The sequence below is a fragment of the Desulfovibrio ferrophilus genome (genome assembly GCF_003966735.1).
Taxonomy (GTDB): domain Bacteria; phylum Desulfobacterota; class Desulfovibrionia; order Desulfovibrionales; family Desulfovibrionaceae; genus Desulfovibrio_Q; species Desulfovibrio_Q ferrophilus.
This window is the reverse complement of the sequence record NZ_AP017378.1, coordinates 728,560-743,537: the sequence shown is the minus strand read 5'-3', so window position 1 is coordinate 743,537 and position 14,978 is coordinate 728,560. Positions and strand designations below refer to the sequence as shown.

General features: G+C 53.9%; 9 protein-coding genes. 1 reads left to right on the top strand and 8 read right to left on the bottom strand.

The features are described 5' to 3' along the window. Positions 1 to 9: 9 nt before the first annotated feature. The 3 genes from EL361_RS03405 to typA form a co-directional block, all read right to left on the bottom strand. A complete protein-coding gene (locus tag EL361_RS03405) occupies positions 10 to 615 on the bottom strand; it encodes a carbonic anhydrase (protein ID WP_126376620.1) in 606 nt (201 codons plus the stop codon). Positions 616 to 694: 79 nt separating this feature from the next. After that, positions 695 to 1,582 carry an EamA family transporter gene (locus EL361_RS03400; RefSeq protein WP_172961621.1) on the bottom strand — a complete coding sequence of 296 codons (888 nt, stop codon included), beginning with the start codon at positions 1,580 to 1,582 and terminating at the stop codon, positions 695 to 697. A gap of 144 nt (positions 1,583 to 1,726) precedes the next feature. After that, on the bottom strand, positions 1,727 to 3,571 hold the full coding sequence (gene typA / locus EL361_RS03395; RefSeq protein WP_126376618.1) for a translational GTPase TypA: 1,845 nt from the start codon (positions 3,569 to 3,571) through the stop codon (positions 1,727 to 1,729). Positions 3,572 to 3,777: 206 nt separating this feature from the next. Here typA and EL361_RS03390 point away from each other — a divergent pair, with 206 nt between their 5' ends. After that, complete coding sequence (locus EL361_RS03390; protein WP_126376616.1) at positions 3,778 to 4,173, top strand: response regulator; 396 nt, start codon at positions 3,778 to 3,780, stop codon at positions 4,171 to 4,173. 64 nt (positions 4,174 to 4,237) lie between these two features. Here the strand turns inward: EL361_RS03390 and EL361_RS03385 are convergent, their stop codons facing one another. The 5 genes from EL361_RS03385 to EL361_RS17340 all read right to left on the bottom strand — a co-directional run bounded on the left by EL361_RS03385 (position 4,238) and on the right by EL361_RS17340 (position 14,977). After that, a complete protein-coding gene (locus EL361_RS03385; protein ID WP_126376614.1) occupies positions 4,238 to 5,344 on the bottom strand; it encodes a hybrid sensor histidine kinase/response regulator in 1,107 nt (368 codons plus the stop codon). After that, complete coding sequence (locus EL361_RS03380) at positions 5,345 to 6,847, bottom strand: adenylate/guanylate cyclase domain-containing protein (RefSeq protein WP_126376611.1); 1,503 nt, start codon at positions 6,845 to 6,847, stop codon at positions 5,345 to 5,347. 44 nt (positions 6,848 to 6,891) lie between these two features. Further along, on the bottom strand, positions 6,892 to 7,980 hold the full coding sequence (locus tag EL361_RS03375; protein ID WP_197723449.1) for a response regulator: 1,089 nt from the start codon (positions 7,978 to 7,980) through the stop codon (positions 6,892 to 6,894). A gap of 92 nt (positions 7,981 to 8,072) precedes the next feature. Next, positions 8,073 to 14,384 carry a PAS domain S-box protein gene (locus EL361_RS03370; RefSeq protein ID WP_197723448.1) on the bottom strand — a complete coding sequence of 2,104 codons (6,312 nt, stop codon included), beginning with the start codon at positions 14,382 to 14,384 and terminating at the stop codon, positions 8,073 to 8,075. After that, positions 14,372 to 14,977 (bottom strand): transporter substrate-binding domain-containing protein, encoded by a 606-nt coding sequence (locus EL361_RS17340; protein ID WP_126376607.1) that lies wholly within the window; start codon positions 14,975 to 14,977, stop codon positions 14,372 to 14,374. Before EL361_RS17340 ends, EL361_RS03370 begins: the two co-directional genes overlap by 13 nt. Position 14,978: the final 1 nt, after the last annotated feature.

Here is a 14,978-nt window from a genome sequence, read left to right as displayed (position 1 = left end):
ACATGCGGCCTAATCCAACCATTCGACCTCGCCACTATCCAAATCATACATTGCCCCAACCACCACGGTATGCCCCTCTTCGACGGCCTGACGCACCACGGGACTATCGCGAAGAATCTCACCACAAACGCGCTCTACATTGATTGCCGAGGCATGATCGGCCAAAGCATGCGGTCCACAGTGCGGACACTCCAATCGAGCCTGCTCAACGATGGGTCTCAATTTCTCAACCAGCGGAGGAATTGTGCCTTCGGGCAGGTTACCGCCCAAGGCCGCCTGGACGGCTCCACAACCAGTATGCCCCAGTACAACGACAACCGGGGTTCCCAGTTCGTGCACCGCATACGCGATGGAACCCAGCACATCCGGGCCGGAAACGTTCCCCGCCACGCGAACCTGAAAGACATCGCCGATGCCCACATCGAACAGCACAACCGGGGCAACCCGGGAATCCGAGCAGGTCAAGACCGTGGCAAAGGGCTGCTGCCCTTCCCTGGCGGTGGCGCGCCGACGCTCCTCGTCATGGTTGGGGTGCTCAAGCCTTCCGCTCAGCCAGCGGGCGTTACCTTCTCGCAGCAATTCCATGGCCCGTTCGGGCGATATTTTTCTAAACATGCAAGCTCCCTACACCCCTGCTATGCAAGGCACAACAGATAATTAGCGTCTCTGGATCAAATATTAAGAAGGACGCCCTTCAGCGACAGGATTGGCGATGCGCACACGCGGCATCATGGCGCATTCGCCCCAGAACATTGGTGGCAAGCCCAATGAAGACCAGAAGGGACGCCCCAAGTTTAAGCAGGGTGAATTGTTCGCCCAGCAACAACCATGAGAACGTCATACCAAAAATCGGGACCAACAGGGAGAAGGGAGCCACAACATTGGGAGGATAGCGTTTGAACAAGTCACCCCAAACGCCAAACCCGAACACGGTGGCACCATAACCGACATACAGGACGGCTCCAATTCCTTTCACATCCAATGATGCCAGAGCCTCCATCTGCCCGGATTCAAACAGGGCGGACATCCCCAGCAGCGGCAGAATGGGGACAAGGCTCATCCAGACCATGAGCCGAAACATGTCGATACTCCCGGCCCGCTTCAAAATGATATTGGACAGTGCCCAGACAAATGCAGAGGCCAGAACAAGGCTTAGCCCCAGCGCAGAGGACTCACCTACAAACTCCCAGGCGATGAGGCCGATCCCGGCAAAGGCGATAGTCATGCCCAGTTTCTGGGCCGCGACAGGAGGATCCTTCAGCAGGGCTGCGGCCAGAATTGCCGTAAACGCCGCCTGAATCTGAACAACGAGCGACGACAAGCCCGCCGGAACTCCACGCTCCATCCCCACGAACAGCAAGCCGAAATACCCAGCTCCAAAAACCAGCCCGACGGACACAATGACACTCCAAGGCACATTGCCTCGGCGCACAAAAAAAACAGCCGGTACGGCTGCGGCAAAAAAACGTAGTGCTGAGAAGAGCAACGGTGGAAAACTTTCCAGCCCCACCTCAATGACCACAAAGGTAAATCCCCAGACAACGGCAACGACAAGGGCCAGTACAAGATCGCGTGCTTTCATTGCAGAATCATTAATATATCAGAATAGAGAACACAATAAACAAGAGCTGTTTGAAACAAAAATAAAATCAAAAAAATCCCCCGTGCCACAACGTGACGCGGGGGATAGCTAAAGACATGAATTTGAAATCAAAGCATGGACGATTTAGCTCTTCTTCTTCTTTTTACCTGCCATCTGATGGCGCTTGATGGCTGACAGCTCAACCTTGCGCAAACGGATGGACTGCGGTGTCACCTCGACCAACTCGTCCTCACGAATAAAGTGCAGGGCACGCTCCAGAGTCATGGGAATCACGTTGGTCAGGACCACGGATTCATCCTTGCCGCTGGCGCGCATGTTGGTCAGCTTCTTTTCCTTGCAGGGGTTGACGTCAATGTCGTTATCGCGGTTGTGCTCACCCACGATAAGCCCCTCATAAACTGGCTCGCCAGGCTGGATAAACATCTGCCCACGCGGCTCAAGGTTGAAAATGCCGTAGGCCACACCCTTACCCGAGCGGTCACCAACCAGAGACCCGGAGAAGCGGGACGGAAAGTCACCCCGGTGAGGCTCATATCCCGAAAGATAGGAGTTCATGATGCCGGTACCCTTGGTGTCGGTCAAAAATTCATCACGGTAGCCGATCAAGCCACGCGAAGGCACGGAGAACTCCATGCGGATACGACCGGTTCCGTTATTGATCAGGTTGGTCATGCGACCCTTACGCTGGTTAAGCTTCTCGGTGACCACACCCATGAACGGCTCGTCGCAATCAACGAACAAGTGTTCGACTGGCTCCAGGCGATTGCCCTTTTCGTCGATCTTGTCGATGACTTCAGGACGACCAACGTTAAGCTCAAAACCTTCGCGACGCATGGTTTCAATGATGATTGCCATCTGGAATTCGCCACGCCCCTTGACCAGGAAGGCATCCCTGTCTTCGGTGTCTTCCACGCGGATGGCCACGTTGGACAGAGCTTCCTTGTTCAGGCGGTCACGAATCTTGGAAGACGTCACCAGCTTGCCCTCGGTGCCAGCCAGCGGAGAGGTGTTGATACCAAAACGCATGGACACGGTGGGCTCATCCACGGTGATGCGCGGCAAGGCTTCAGGTGCGGCAGAGGTGCAGATGGTGTCACCAATCGTCACGTCATCAATGCCGGAGATGACGGCGATATCGCCGGGCTCGGCATTGGTGGAATCCACCAGAGTCAATCCGTCGTAGGTCTGGAGACGGGTCACACGCAGAGGGCGAGGCTTGCCGTCTTCACCGATACAGACCAGCTGCTCGTTGCCTTTGGCAGTTCCACCCACGACTCGGCCAACAGCCAAGCGGCCAAGATAGTCGGAATACCCCAGGTCCGACACCAGCATCTGGAACGGAGCATCTGGATCAAAACGAGGAGCGGGCATCTTCTCCACGACGGCGTCCATAAGAACATGCAGGTTCTCACCGTGGGTCTCCAGCGAGGTGGAAGCCAAGCCGTCTCGACCAATGGCGTAGAACACCGGGCAATCGATCTGTTCCTCGTCCGCGCCGAGATCGATGAGCAAGTCGTAGACCTCACCCAACACTTCTTCGGGACGGGCATCAGCACGGTCGATCTTGTTCACAACCACAAACAGCGCCAGTCCAGAGTTCAAAGCCTTCTCCAGCACAAAACGGGTCTGAGGCAGCGGACCTTCAGAGGCGTCTACCAACAGAATCGCACCATCAGCCATGGACAGAGCACGTTCGACCTCGCCTCCGAAGTCGGCGTGACCAGGGGTATCAATGATGTTGATCTTTGCGCCCTTCCAGGAAATGGAGCAGTTCTTGGCGGCAATGGTAATGCCGCGTTCGCGCTCCAGGTCCATGGAGTCAAGGACCCTGTCGTTGACTTCCTGATTCTCACGGAAGAGCCCGCTCTGCTTGAACATTTGGTCGGTGAGCGTGGTCTTGCCGTGGTCAACGTGAGCGATAATGGCAATATTTCTGATGCGGTCGTTGGCAGCCGTCTTCTTGGGCATATCTAATCCTTATAATATTGGGAGTCCCCGGGATGGGAGGCCCTAGGTATCCTAACACGCCAAGGAAGGCAATAGAAACTCTGATGATGTATTCGTGACGTTTTAGTCCGGCATCAGCGGTCATTACATATAGTAAGAGCTTGATTCTTCGAGCGTTCTCTGGCCTATTGTGGAGACAACAGTAACAGTATTCAGAGGCAGAAATCATGACCATCGATCGCTCGATCCATATCCTCATCGTTGACGACTACCAGTCCATGCGCCGCATGCTGGCAGATATTCTGCGAGCAGTCGGCTTCAAGAACCTGTCCTATGCCGATGATGGCGACATGGCCTGGCGCATGCTGAATGATGAGGATCAGGACTTTAACTTGGTCATGCTGGACTGGAACATGCCCAAAAAAACAGGCCTGGAACTGTTACAGATGATGCGCGAGTCCGAAAAGTTCAATGACACCCCGGTGCTCATGGTTACAGCCGAGGCCGAAAACGGGCATGTCGTCGAGGCCATCCAATCCGGGGTCAACAATTATGTGATCAAACCCTACACGCCCAACACCATCTACAAGAAAATGCAGGATATCTTCAAAGATAAACTATAGCCTGAATTGATCATACCCTGCTTCATGAATGGTTCAAAAAACCTGAAGAAGTCACCGTGACAAGTTACGCCACAGGAAGACTCACCGTCACGGTCGTGCCCCGTCCATCCTCGCTCTCCAGACTGATTGCCCCTCCCAACGTCTTTGCAGACAATTTGGCAGAATACGTACCCAGCCCCGTACCCTGACGTTTGCCGTGGGTGACGTACTTGTCAAAAAAACGGTCCCTGATCTCAGAAGGAACTGCACGGGGGTTATGTATAACCATACGGGCGGGATCAGCACTTTCCAGACGCACAACGACATCGTCTCCCACCGCCGAAGCCTCAAGGGCGTTGCGTACGAGATTGCCAAGCATGGAATACACCAGCAGCTCCTCACCCATCACCTCGAAAACGACTCCCTCACCGGGAGGTGTTCCATCCATCTCCAGAGAAAGCTTCGCCTCCCGGGAACCTGCAAGTTCGTTCAACTCTCGAAACACGCGCTTAGCGAGCAAAACCAAATCCACGGGTTCCGGCTGGAGGGTGTAGGTCCCTTGCTCCATCTTGAAGAGATCAAGGGAAAAATTGATCATGGACAACATGGACAATCCGGATTCTTCCACCCGCTCCAACATCTCCCGCTGGTGGTCTTCCAGATTGTCGGCCATGAGCATCAACTGCGGAACACTGATGACATTGGTCAACGGATTCTTCAAATCATGACGAGTGATCCGGTCCACTTCCTCTCGCAACTCACTGGCCTTGACCAGCTCCCTATTCTGCTCCTCCACCCTGCGACGGGCCATGAGTAAAGACAGATGCGTTTTAACCCGGGCGCGCACGACATCCAGATTAAACGGCTTGGTGATATAATCCGCCGCCCCCATCGCAAGTCCTCGCGTCTCGTCCTGAACGTCCTGCATGGCTGTCACAAAGATCACCGGAATATCAGCCGTGCTGTCATCAGCCTTCAGACGTTCACAGACCTCATAACCATCCATTTCAGGCATCATGATATCCAGCAGGATCATGTCGGGTTGTTCGTCACCCTGCGCAATCTCGAGCGCAGCCTGACCGGACGTTGCCACCATCAGCGAGTATCTATCGCGCAGCGCATCTGAAAGAATTCGCAAATTTGCTGGCGTATCATCCACGAGCAGCAGGCGTGGTTTTGACTCCGAAGCCATTTAATTTATCACCTTATTATCGTTGCATGTTTCACCAAGGCACAGTTTAGCCAAACGCCCCATCAGCACAGGCAGCGGCACGACGCCCCGGATGCCGCTCTCATTGACTAGAATCAATGGTGAATATGCCAAAACACCACTACGATCCGCCGCCAATTGCGAAGCTCTTGCCACGCTGACGCCCGGATCGACAACAAGAGGGGCATGATTCATGACTGCCGAAACCGGTCCATCCAATACGGCCAGCGGATTACCGGAATCCATCGCCTGAAAAATCATCTCCCTGGTCACAATACCAGCAATCTCGCTCTCTCCACCCATAATAATCAGGCAAGTCGAGGCCTCGCCGGAAAGCTGAGTTCGGGCTTCACGAACGGTTGTGGCTCCTTCAATCGTCAGCGCCTGCTCTGCAAGTTCCTCAACGGGATGGGCATAATCCCCACCGCTCACGTTCTCAATAAGGTCCACAACCTGATAGGTTTGAACCGGATACGGAATACCTTTCAGAGCCAGGGGCTGTTTCTTGATGCAATAGATCTTGTCTCGCACAAGCGACCAGGTTTCATGGGAAATAAGTATCTGATCCGGTTCGGCATTACTTTCCAGACGACTGGCAATATTCACCTGCCCACCGATGATGGTGTACTCCATGCGCTCGGCGCTGCCAAAATTGCCCACAGTGCAATAGCCGGAATTGATACCTGCACGGACTCTAAACGGAGTCTCCACACCCCGATCAAACCACTCACGACGAAACTCCTTCATGGCCTCACGCATTTCCATGGCCATGAGCACGCATGACAAGGCATCTTGCGTTTCGCCCTTACTATCGGGATCGCCAAAGAAAGCCATAATCGCATCACCCATGAATTTGTCGATGGTACCGCCGTGCTTGATGACGATTCCAGACATGCGATCCAGATAACTATTGAGCAAGGCGCTCATTTCCTCGGCTTCGAGACGCTCAGTTGTGTCTGTAAACCCCACGATGTCCGAAAAGAACACGGTGAGTTTCTTGCGCCGTGACCCAATGAGGGCATCCCTTGTTCCCTTGAAAATTGAATCATAGAGTTGAGGAGACAGATAACGGGAGAGTTTGGCCGACAAGCTCTTCAACTCGCGAGTTTTACGGCGCAGGGCAACAGCCGAACGTACGCGACTGCGCACAATGGCTGGGCTGATGGGCTTGGCGATGAAATCCACCGCACCCAGTTCAAACCCCTTGGTTTCGTCCTCCACGTCATTCATGGCCGTGACGAAGATCACCGGCACATCTGCCGTGGACTCATCAGACTTCAGCCGAGTGCAGACCTCGTAGCCATCCATATCGGGCATCATGATGTCCAACAGCACCAAATCGGGTCTGTCCTTTGCTGCGAGTTCCAGGGCATCTGCCCCATTGGTCGCCACGGACAGGATGTAGTCTTCGCGTAACAAGTCGGCCAACAGCTTGATGTTGACCGGGGTATCGTCCACCAACAGAATTCTCGATTTTTCGCCCATACCCCCCCCTTCGTCGACTCTCTACCGCGCCTTGCCCCCGGTCATTAACGCCTGAGCGCCTCACGCTCCGCGTCACTATCCGCATTATTCATGGCAATGGCCCTGAATGTTTCGGACAATTCCCGAAAGGGCCCTTCAAAGGCAGGATCAAAGTGGCTCCCCATGCCTTCGAGGATTATTCTCACTGCCTTCGAATGCTCAAAGGGGGACTTGTAGACCCGCTGACTAATGAGGGCGTCATAGACATCCGCAACGGCCATCAACCGACCTGACAAAGGGATATCCTCCCCGGCCAAGCCCTGCGGATATCCACTGCCATCCCAGCATTCATGATGGGTGTAGGCGATCTCGGCCCCGAAACGCAGGAACGAGCTGGTTCCCAAACGCTTCTCCGCGGCTCGCAATGCTTCCCGACCATAAATGGCGTGACGTTTCATGACCTCGAATTCTTCCTCAGTCAGCTTTCCAGGTTTGAGCAATATACCATCCGGCACGCCTACCTTACCTACGTCATGCAACGGGGCGGAACGGTACAGCATATCCACGGTCTCCGAGGTCAAATAGTCGGAATACGCAGAATCCTCGGACAACCGCTGAGCAAGGCAGCGCACGTAATTCTGAGTACGGCGGATATGCCCTCCTGTTTCAGGATCACGGGTCTCGGCAAGCCCGGCCAGACATTCCACCGTGACTTTCTTAGTCTGTGCCAGCTCATAGGTTCGCTGCTGCACAATATCTTCCAGGTGGTCGCGATGCCGCTTCAAATCCAAATGGTTGCGCACCCGGGCCTTGACCAAACCGGGGTGGAAAGGCTTGGCAATGTAGTCCACGGCCCCCAAGTCCAATCCCTTCTGCTCGTCCTGAACCTCCGACATAGCGGTAACGAAAATAACAGGAATGCCTGCGGTCAGGGGAGAGCTCTTGAGCCTATCCAAAACCTCATAGCCATCCATTTCCGGCATCATGATGTCCAACAGAACAAGGTCAGGATGATCCTCCTGGGCACGGATCAGGGCATCAGCCCCATTGGTCGCCACGGACAGTTGATAGTCCTCACGCAAAAAATCCGCCAATAGCCTGATATTGGCCGGGGTGTCGTCCACAATCAAGATTCTCGGAGAATCAGACATCATTCCATCCCCTCAGCACACCCGGCATTCCGAATGGTTACAATCACCAGCCGCATCTCTATCATCATTACCGGCACACACGACTCGCCCCCTCCTTACAAAGAAATATCCATGGCCCTGGCGATGCCATCCAACTCGGTCAGCGCCCCCTTGAAATCAAACATATCCAACTTATCCGCCAGTTGGTGGACTTGATTGGACAGCTCTCCTCTCAACTCCTTGCGCACCTTCTCCAAAGCCAATTCGGCATCCGGATTGCTTTTGTCGAGCATTCGCTTCAGGTCTTCCAACGCCTGAGTCAAAGCCTCCGGGTCAATATCACCACCCTGGCTGGCTTCGGCTGCCTCACGGGCCAACTCGGCATCGGCCTGGATCTGGGCAAAGTCTCCAAGCGGCCCGAGGACGACATCCAACTGCTCCTGCAATGCTCCGAGCATCCCCAAAGCCTGCTCATAGTCCTCTTTTTTCAGAGCGGCATCGACATTTGCAGCGGCTTCGAACAACGCACTGGCTCCAATATTTCCCGCCACGCCCTTGACAGTATGAGCCTGGCGCTGGGCCAACTCCAGCTTGTTCGTTGCAATGGAATCCCTGATTTCTGAAACGCACTCTACGTAGTCCCTGTGGAAATCCATCAACAACTTGGCGTAGAGTTTACTGTTTCCAGCCACACGTTTGAGCCCGTTGTCCATATCAATGCCGGGCAACGATTCAGGTAGAGTCACCTCTGTCTGAACCACCGGGGCATCGCCTTCGTCATCATCCGAACCAAAATCGCGCGGCTGAATCCACAACACCAGGGTGGCGAAAAGCTTGTCAGGATCAATGGGCTTGGTCACATGATCGTTCATGCCTCCTTCAAGACTCTTTTCGCGATCCCCGGCCATGGCGTGAGCCGTCATGGCAATCACCGGCAAATCCTTGAAACGCGCTTCTTTTCTGATCGCCGCTACGGCCTCGAATCCATCCATGACCGGCATCTGGATATCCATGAGTACGGCATCAAAGGAGGTTGTATTGATCAGGTCTAGAGCTTCCTGCCCATCATTGGCAATACTGACCCTAAGTCCAACAGATTCCAGCAATTCCTGCGCAACCTGTTGATTGATCTCATTGTCCTCGGCCAACAGAATGTGGGCGCCACGGATGCCGCGCACCGCCTCTCGGGCCTGGTCTTTGACCGACAACTCGCGATGTGTCTTTTCGGTTTTGCGCCCAAAGACATCCATGATGGTATTGAGCAGAACGGACTGGTTGGCCGGTTTAATCAGAAAACCATCAAGCCCGGCATCCTCTGCCTGCTTCATGATTTCCTCCCGACCATAGGCTGTGACCATGATGATCACTGGCGTCTTGGGCAGATGATCATCCTTTTTGACCCGGCGCGAGGCTTCGATGCCGTCGATGCCAGGCATTTTCCAGTCCATGATGACCAGTTCATAGGGTTTTCCTTCATCGGCAGCTCGATCCAGCATGACCAGCCCCGTCTCACCGTCAACGGCAACGTCGACCTCGAAACTGAAGGATGACAAATGGTCCGAGAGAATGTCGCGTGACGTGGCACTGTCATCCACGACCAGCACTCGCATACCGCGCAAATCGCCGACAGACTGGTTACGCCGCTCACGGCCTTCCTTGCCCAAACCGAAGCGGGCGGTGAAGATAAACTGACTGCCCTTGCCCTTTTCGCTTTCAACATGAATCTCGCCGCCCATCATCTCTGTCAGACGCTTGGAGATGGTCAGTCCCAGCCCGGTGCCCCCATACTTTCTGGTTGTGGACGTATCAGCCTGGGTAAACGCATGGAAGAGCTTGGCCGTTTGCTCCGGCGTCATACCGATGCCTGTATCCGAAACCATAAAGCGTAGCAGTACATCATCTTGCCCCTGCTCCACGATTTCAGTCGCAACAACGATTTCACCCTTTTGCGTAAACTTGATGGAATTGCCGCACAGGTTGATCAAAATCTGACCAAGCCTCAGCGGATCACCGACAAGGGACAAAGGAACTTCAGAAGATGTCTTGAACAGCAGTTCCACGCCCTTTTCTTGGGCCTTGATGGAAATCAGAGTCGAGAGATTATCCAGCACATCTTCCAGATGGAAGTCCACAGCTTCCATCTCCAGCTTACCAGCCTCGATTTTTGAAAAATCAAGAATGTCGTTGATAATGCGCAGTAGGGAATGTGCAGACGCATCTATCTTCTTCAGGTAATCATGCTGCTTGGGCGTCAAATCCGTTTGCAGTGCAAGGTGAGTCATACCGATGACCGCATTCATGGGGGTCCGAATCTCGTGACTCATGTTGGCCAGGAAATCGCTCTTGGCTTTGTTGGCCTCATCGGCCTCGTCCTTGGCTGACTCAAGCTCTCTTTCCAACCGTTTCTGCTCCGTGATGTCTACCAGCAACCCCACCAGACCACCGACAGAACCATCGGATAGATAAAAAGTCGTCGCCCAATAAAGCGCCGTCCGCGGGATTCCATCTGCATATTCAAGGTCCAATTCGTAATGAGTCATTCCCCCTTCGCGCAGCAGGCCCAGGTCCTCATTGTGGAAGTGCTTACGTCCTTCCATCGGAATAAAATCAAGATCAAGCACCGTCTTGCCGATATAATCCTGGCGATGCATGCCGAAGGCCTCTGCGTAGGCCTTGTTGAAGATACGGAAATGAGCATCCGGGCCTTTGACAAACAGAGGATTCGGGATGGTATCCACAAGGGATTCCACAAAAGCCAACTGATCCGCTATCTCCTTCTCCAGTGCCTTGCGCTCGGTGATGTCGCGAATCACGGCCGAGGTGAATATTTCACCACCGACTTCCCATGTGCCGAAGGACACTTCCATGGGAAACTCGCTTCCATCCTTGCGCTGCCCGACCTGTTCCACCGTCTGACCGGAGAGAGGATGCCTCCCCGTTTCACGAAAGACATCAAGTCGATCCTCACGCGTATCCCGATCGCGTTCCGGTACGAGCATCGAGGTTGGCATATCGATGGCTTCATCCTCGCTATAGCCGAACAAGTCCTCGGCCCCCTTGTTCCAGAACGTGATACGCCCATTGCGGTCCGAAGAGGTGATGGCATCAGTGGCCGATTGCGTGATCTGACGCACCTGTTCCTCTGACATGCGCAAGGCGTCCTCGGCCAGCTTGCGCTCGGTAAAATCACGCACGCTGATGCGCATACCTAGGGGCTTGCCCTCGCCATCAAACACAGGGTTCCAGGAAATAGCTGCCCAACGCACCGTCCCGTCTATCGCATTGTAGCGGAAGGGAACGTCGTTTTCCTCTTCGCGAGCCTTCATCTGCTCAAGGACATCCCGCATGAATGGCTGATCTTCGGCATAGACGATGGGCAAAGGATACTCCTGCATCGTCATGCATTGTTCAGGGCTGTATTGGGTCATCCGCTCCACAGCAGAGTTCACCCAAAGCAAGTGTCCGTCATCATCAATCCAACTTTCCCAGTCATATGTGTAATCGGCAATGATACGGAACTTCACCTCGGATTCGCGCAGGGCCTTCTCAGCCGCCTTACGCTCGCTGATGTCATCGACGATCCAGACCACCCCTTTATCCAAATCAGGAGGTGAACCATCATCGAGGGCCGAGCCTGAGAGCTCGCACCAGACAGGCTCACCGTCCTTGCGGCGCATCTGGTATTCCACATGAATCTGTTCCCCCTGGGTCAAGGGGTAGTAGTATTTTTCACCAAAAGACTTGAAGCTTTCCTCGGTGAGATGCAGATCAAGCATATTCATGCCCACCATTGCGTCGGGCGAGTCATATCCAAAGATCTCGGCCAAGCGTTGGTTTCCTTGGGCAAAATTTCTGCCTCCGCGCAAAAACATGATCCCAACCTGGCTATTTTGCAGAATAGCGTTTTGTTCGGCCATGGATTCATGAAGAGCCTTCTCAGCTGCCTTGCGTTCAGTAATGTCCCTTACCGAGGCGACGACTTGCAGGCCATCCTTGGTCTGGATGGGCGCCAATCCGACACTCACGGGAATAAGCGCTCCCGCCTTGCTCTGGAGCGTCAACTCGACATTTCGGCGTGTTGGATTCAACACATAGCCTTGGCGCAATTTGGGATGCCTCGGGCGCACCGCTTGGGGCACCAGCATTTCTATCTTTTTCCCGAGCAATTCCTCGCGAGAATAGCCAGAAAGGGCTTCCGTCTGTGAATTCACCACCAGAATGGTCCCCTGATCATCCACCACGATCATGCCATCCGGGGCGGACTCCAACAAAGCCTCGATGCGCTTCTGGCTATCACGTATTGCATCTTCAGCGGCCTTGCGTTCGGTAACGTCCCTGAACACGATAACGGCACCGGCAATAGTCCCACCCTTTTTAATGGGCGCGGCCGAATATTCCACCGGAAACCCGCTGCCATCCTTACGCCACAGATATTCATCATCAATGTGATGGGCACTGCCTTCGGTATAGGCCGCATGCATGGGGCAATTTTCCACAGGAAAATGACTGCCATTGGCATGAGAATGATGGACCAGGTCGTGAATTTTCTGTCCGAGGATATCACCGTTGACGTACCCAAGCATCGCCATTGCAGCAGCATTGACAAACGTGGCTCGCCCATGGTCATCAACTCCGAAAATCCCCTCGCCCACGGATTCCAACACCATCCGTGTTCGCTCTTCGGCCAAGCGACGGGCCTCGCTCTCACGTGCAAGACGGCGGTTCCAGACAATAATGACAAACAAAATAAGTCCAGTCACAACAGCAACGGCCACACCAACCTTCCAGATCAGCCCCCAATCCACTCTGCTTTCAAAGCGCAGATTCAACCAGCGATCCTGAATATCAATCCGCTCACGTTCAGGAATAGCCCACAGCACCCGCTCGATGAGGGGCACAAGTTCCGGCCAATCCTTGCGAACTCCAACGCAGAGTTCCGAGGAATACGGCGTGGTTGCTGCCACAACGAGATTCTCAATACCGTGGGATTTGATGTGGAAGGTAATAGACAACAGGTTGTCCACAAAGGCGTCGAGCTTACCTTCAGAGAGCATCTGTAGCCCTTCCCGCAGATTCTCGACCCGGACCAAATTGAGATCAGAAGGATCATTGGTCAAAAATTCATCCGAAACATAGCCTTCCACCACACCAACACGTTTGCCCTCCAAATCAGCCAGAGAGGCCACAAACCCCGAATCCGTCCGGGTTGTAATGACAAAGGGGTAGCTGAGATAGGGCCTTGTAAAATTGAGGTATCTTTCACGGTCAGGGGTCTTTGCCAAGACGGGTATTACGTCCAGTTCACCCTTTTTGGCCTTGGCCATCACCTCGGGCCAGGGCTGTGCTTCGGGCGGAATCAGCTCCACTCCGAGCTTTTCGGAAATCTTGCGCATGTAATCCGAGGCGATGCCTGAAAATTCACCTTGAGCATTCAAAAAATCAAAAGGAGCCCAGGTCATATCCGTCCCTAGACGGATATTGGGATGATCGGCAAGCCACTTTTTCTCGGTGGCGTTGAGTTCAACCTCCTTGGGCAGAATCGAATACAACCGCTGGTCTGGATCAGGAATCCAGCGACGCTCAAGCTCTAGGATTTCGCTGGGATGAATCGCCGCAAAGCCCTCATCGACGACACGCAGAAGATCGTCGCGCCCCTTGGGCACTGCTGCCCGATAATACTCAACAAACAACCTGTCCCTGAGATGACCGATCTCACTGGTAAATCCCATACGTGAAATCACGGCCAACGTGCTGCCATCTTCACCCACATACGCCTGGATGACACCGTCGACCAAGCTCTTGATCGCAGTTTCCGGTTCCAGATAGGTCACCAGATCGATCTGTGGATGATTATTGCGTAACCAGGCTTCATGGAAAGACCCGGCCAAAGTGCCAACCTTGCGCCCATCCAGCGCATCCATAGTCACAGGCCCCTGGCGGGCAGTGAAAAACACATCCGAGGCAGTGGGATAATACGGCGTTGAAAAATTGAGCCACAAATCACGCTGCTCACTTCTATACAGCCCGGCATGAATATCAGCCCGTCCCTGAGCCAGATCCGACAGAGTATCCACCCATGTCCCAAACCGAAAGCTGACCTTACGCTTGGTCTTCTTAGCCCACAGCTTCCACAAATCCACAGACAGCCCGGTGGCCTCTCCGTTATCACGCAGCATGGTGAACGGCTCATTCCCGCGCATGCAGGCAATGACCAGCCCGTCGCCACCTTCAGCTGATGCCACACCGGTCCAACGCTTCTGCAGGCGTGCCTTCTCCAGCTCGGTGATGCGCTTCATTCCTTCCAGAACATCACTGGCCAGATGCGTATTCCCCTGTTTTACGGCCGAGAACAACTCATTGGCATACAGGGGATGATCGATATCGTAGGAAAATTTCTGACGCTGACCAATGCGAGTCAGCCAGTCCAAAGCAATGACTGTATCCTTAACAAAAGCTTTGATTTCACCTCTTTGCACCGCCTCAAACAATGTGGCATTGGACGAGAAAGTAGCAACCTCATCAGTCGAAATCCGGCGGCGAAGGAAATCCTCAGCCCGATCCCCCTGAAGCACTCCAATTCTGACCCCCGGAGGTCTTTGAGGCCCTTCACTCCCAGGATATTTTCATGAACAAAAAGATGTGTTTCCATCTTGGCCACGGGCAATACGTAATCCAGATAGTCGTCCCGCTTTTTTGTGTACAACAGGCCACCATGCACATCGGCCTTTCCGGCCTTGACCAGCTCCAGAGTCTCGCTAAACGTCCCGGAGGTAAAATCCACAGCAACCCCGGTCTTTTCAGACCATAGTCGCCACAGATCCACCATCCAGCCACGAAGACTCCCCGTCTCATCCTGAAAATACAATGGGCTGCTGTTGTTACCGACAGCCACCACAATACGATTGCGATGCACGTCATGCCTGGCTCCATTCTGGGCAAGGGCATTCCCTGCCTCCGTCACCCACAACGCAACCATCACAACAACAACCGTCATACCGAGTTTATTGATCAGATACCGCATG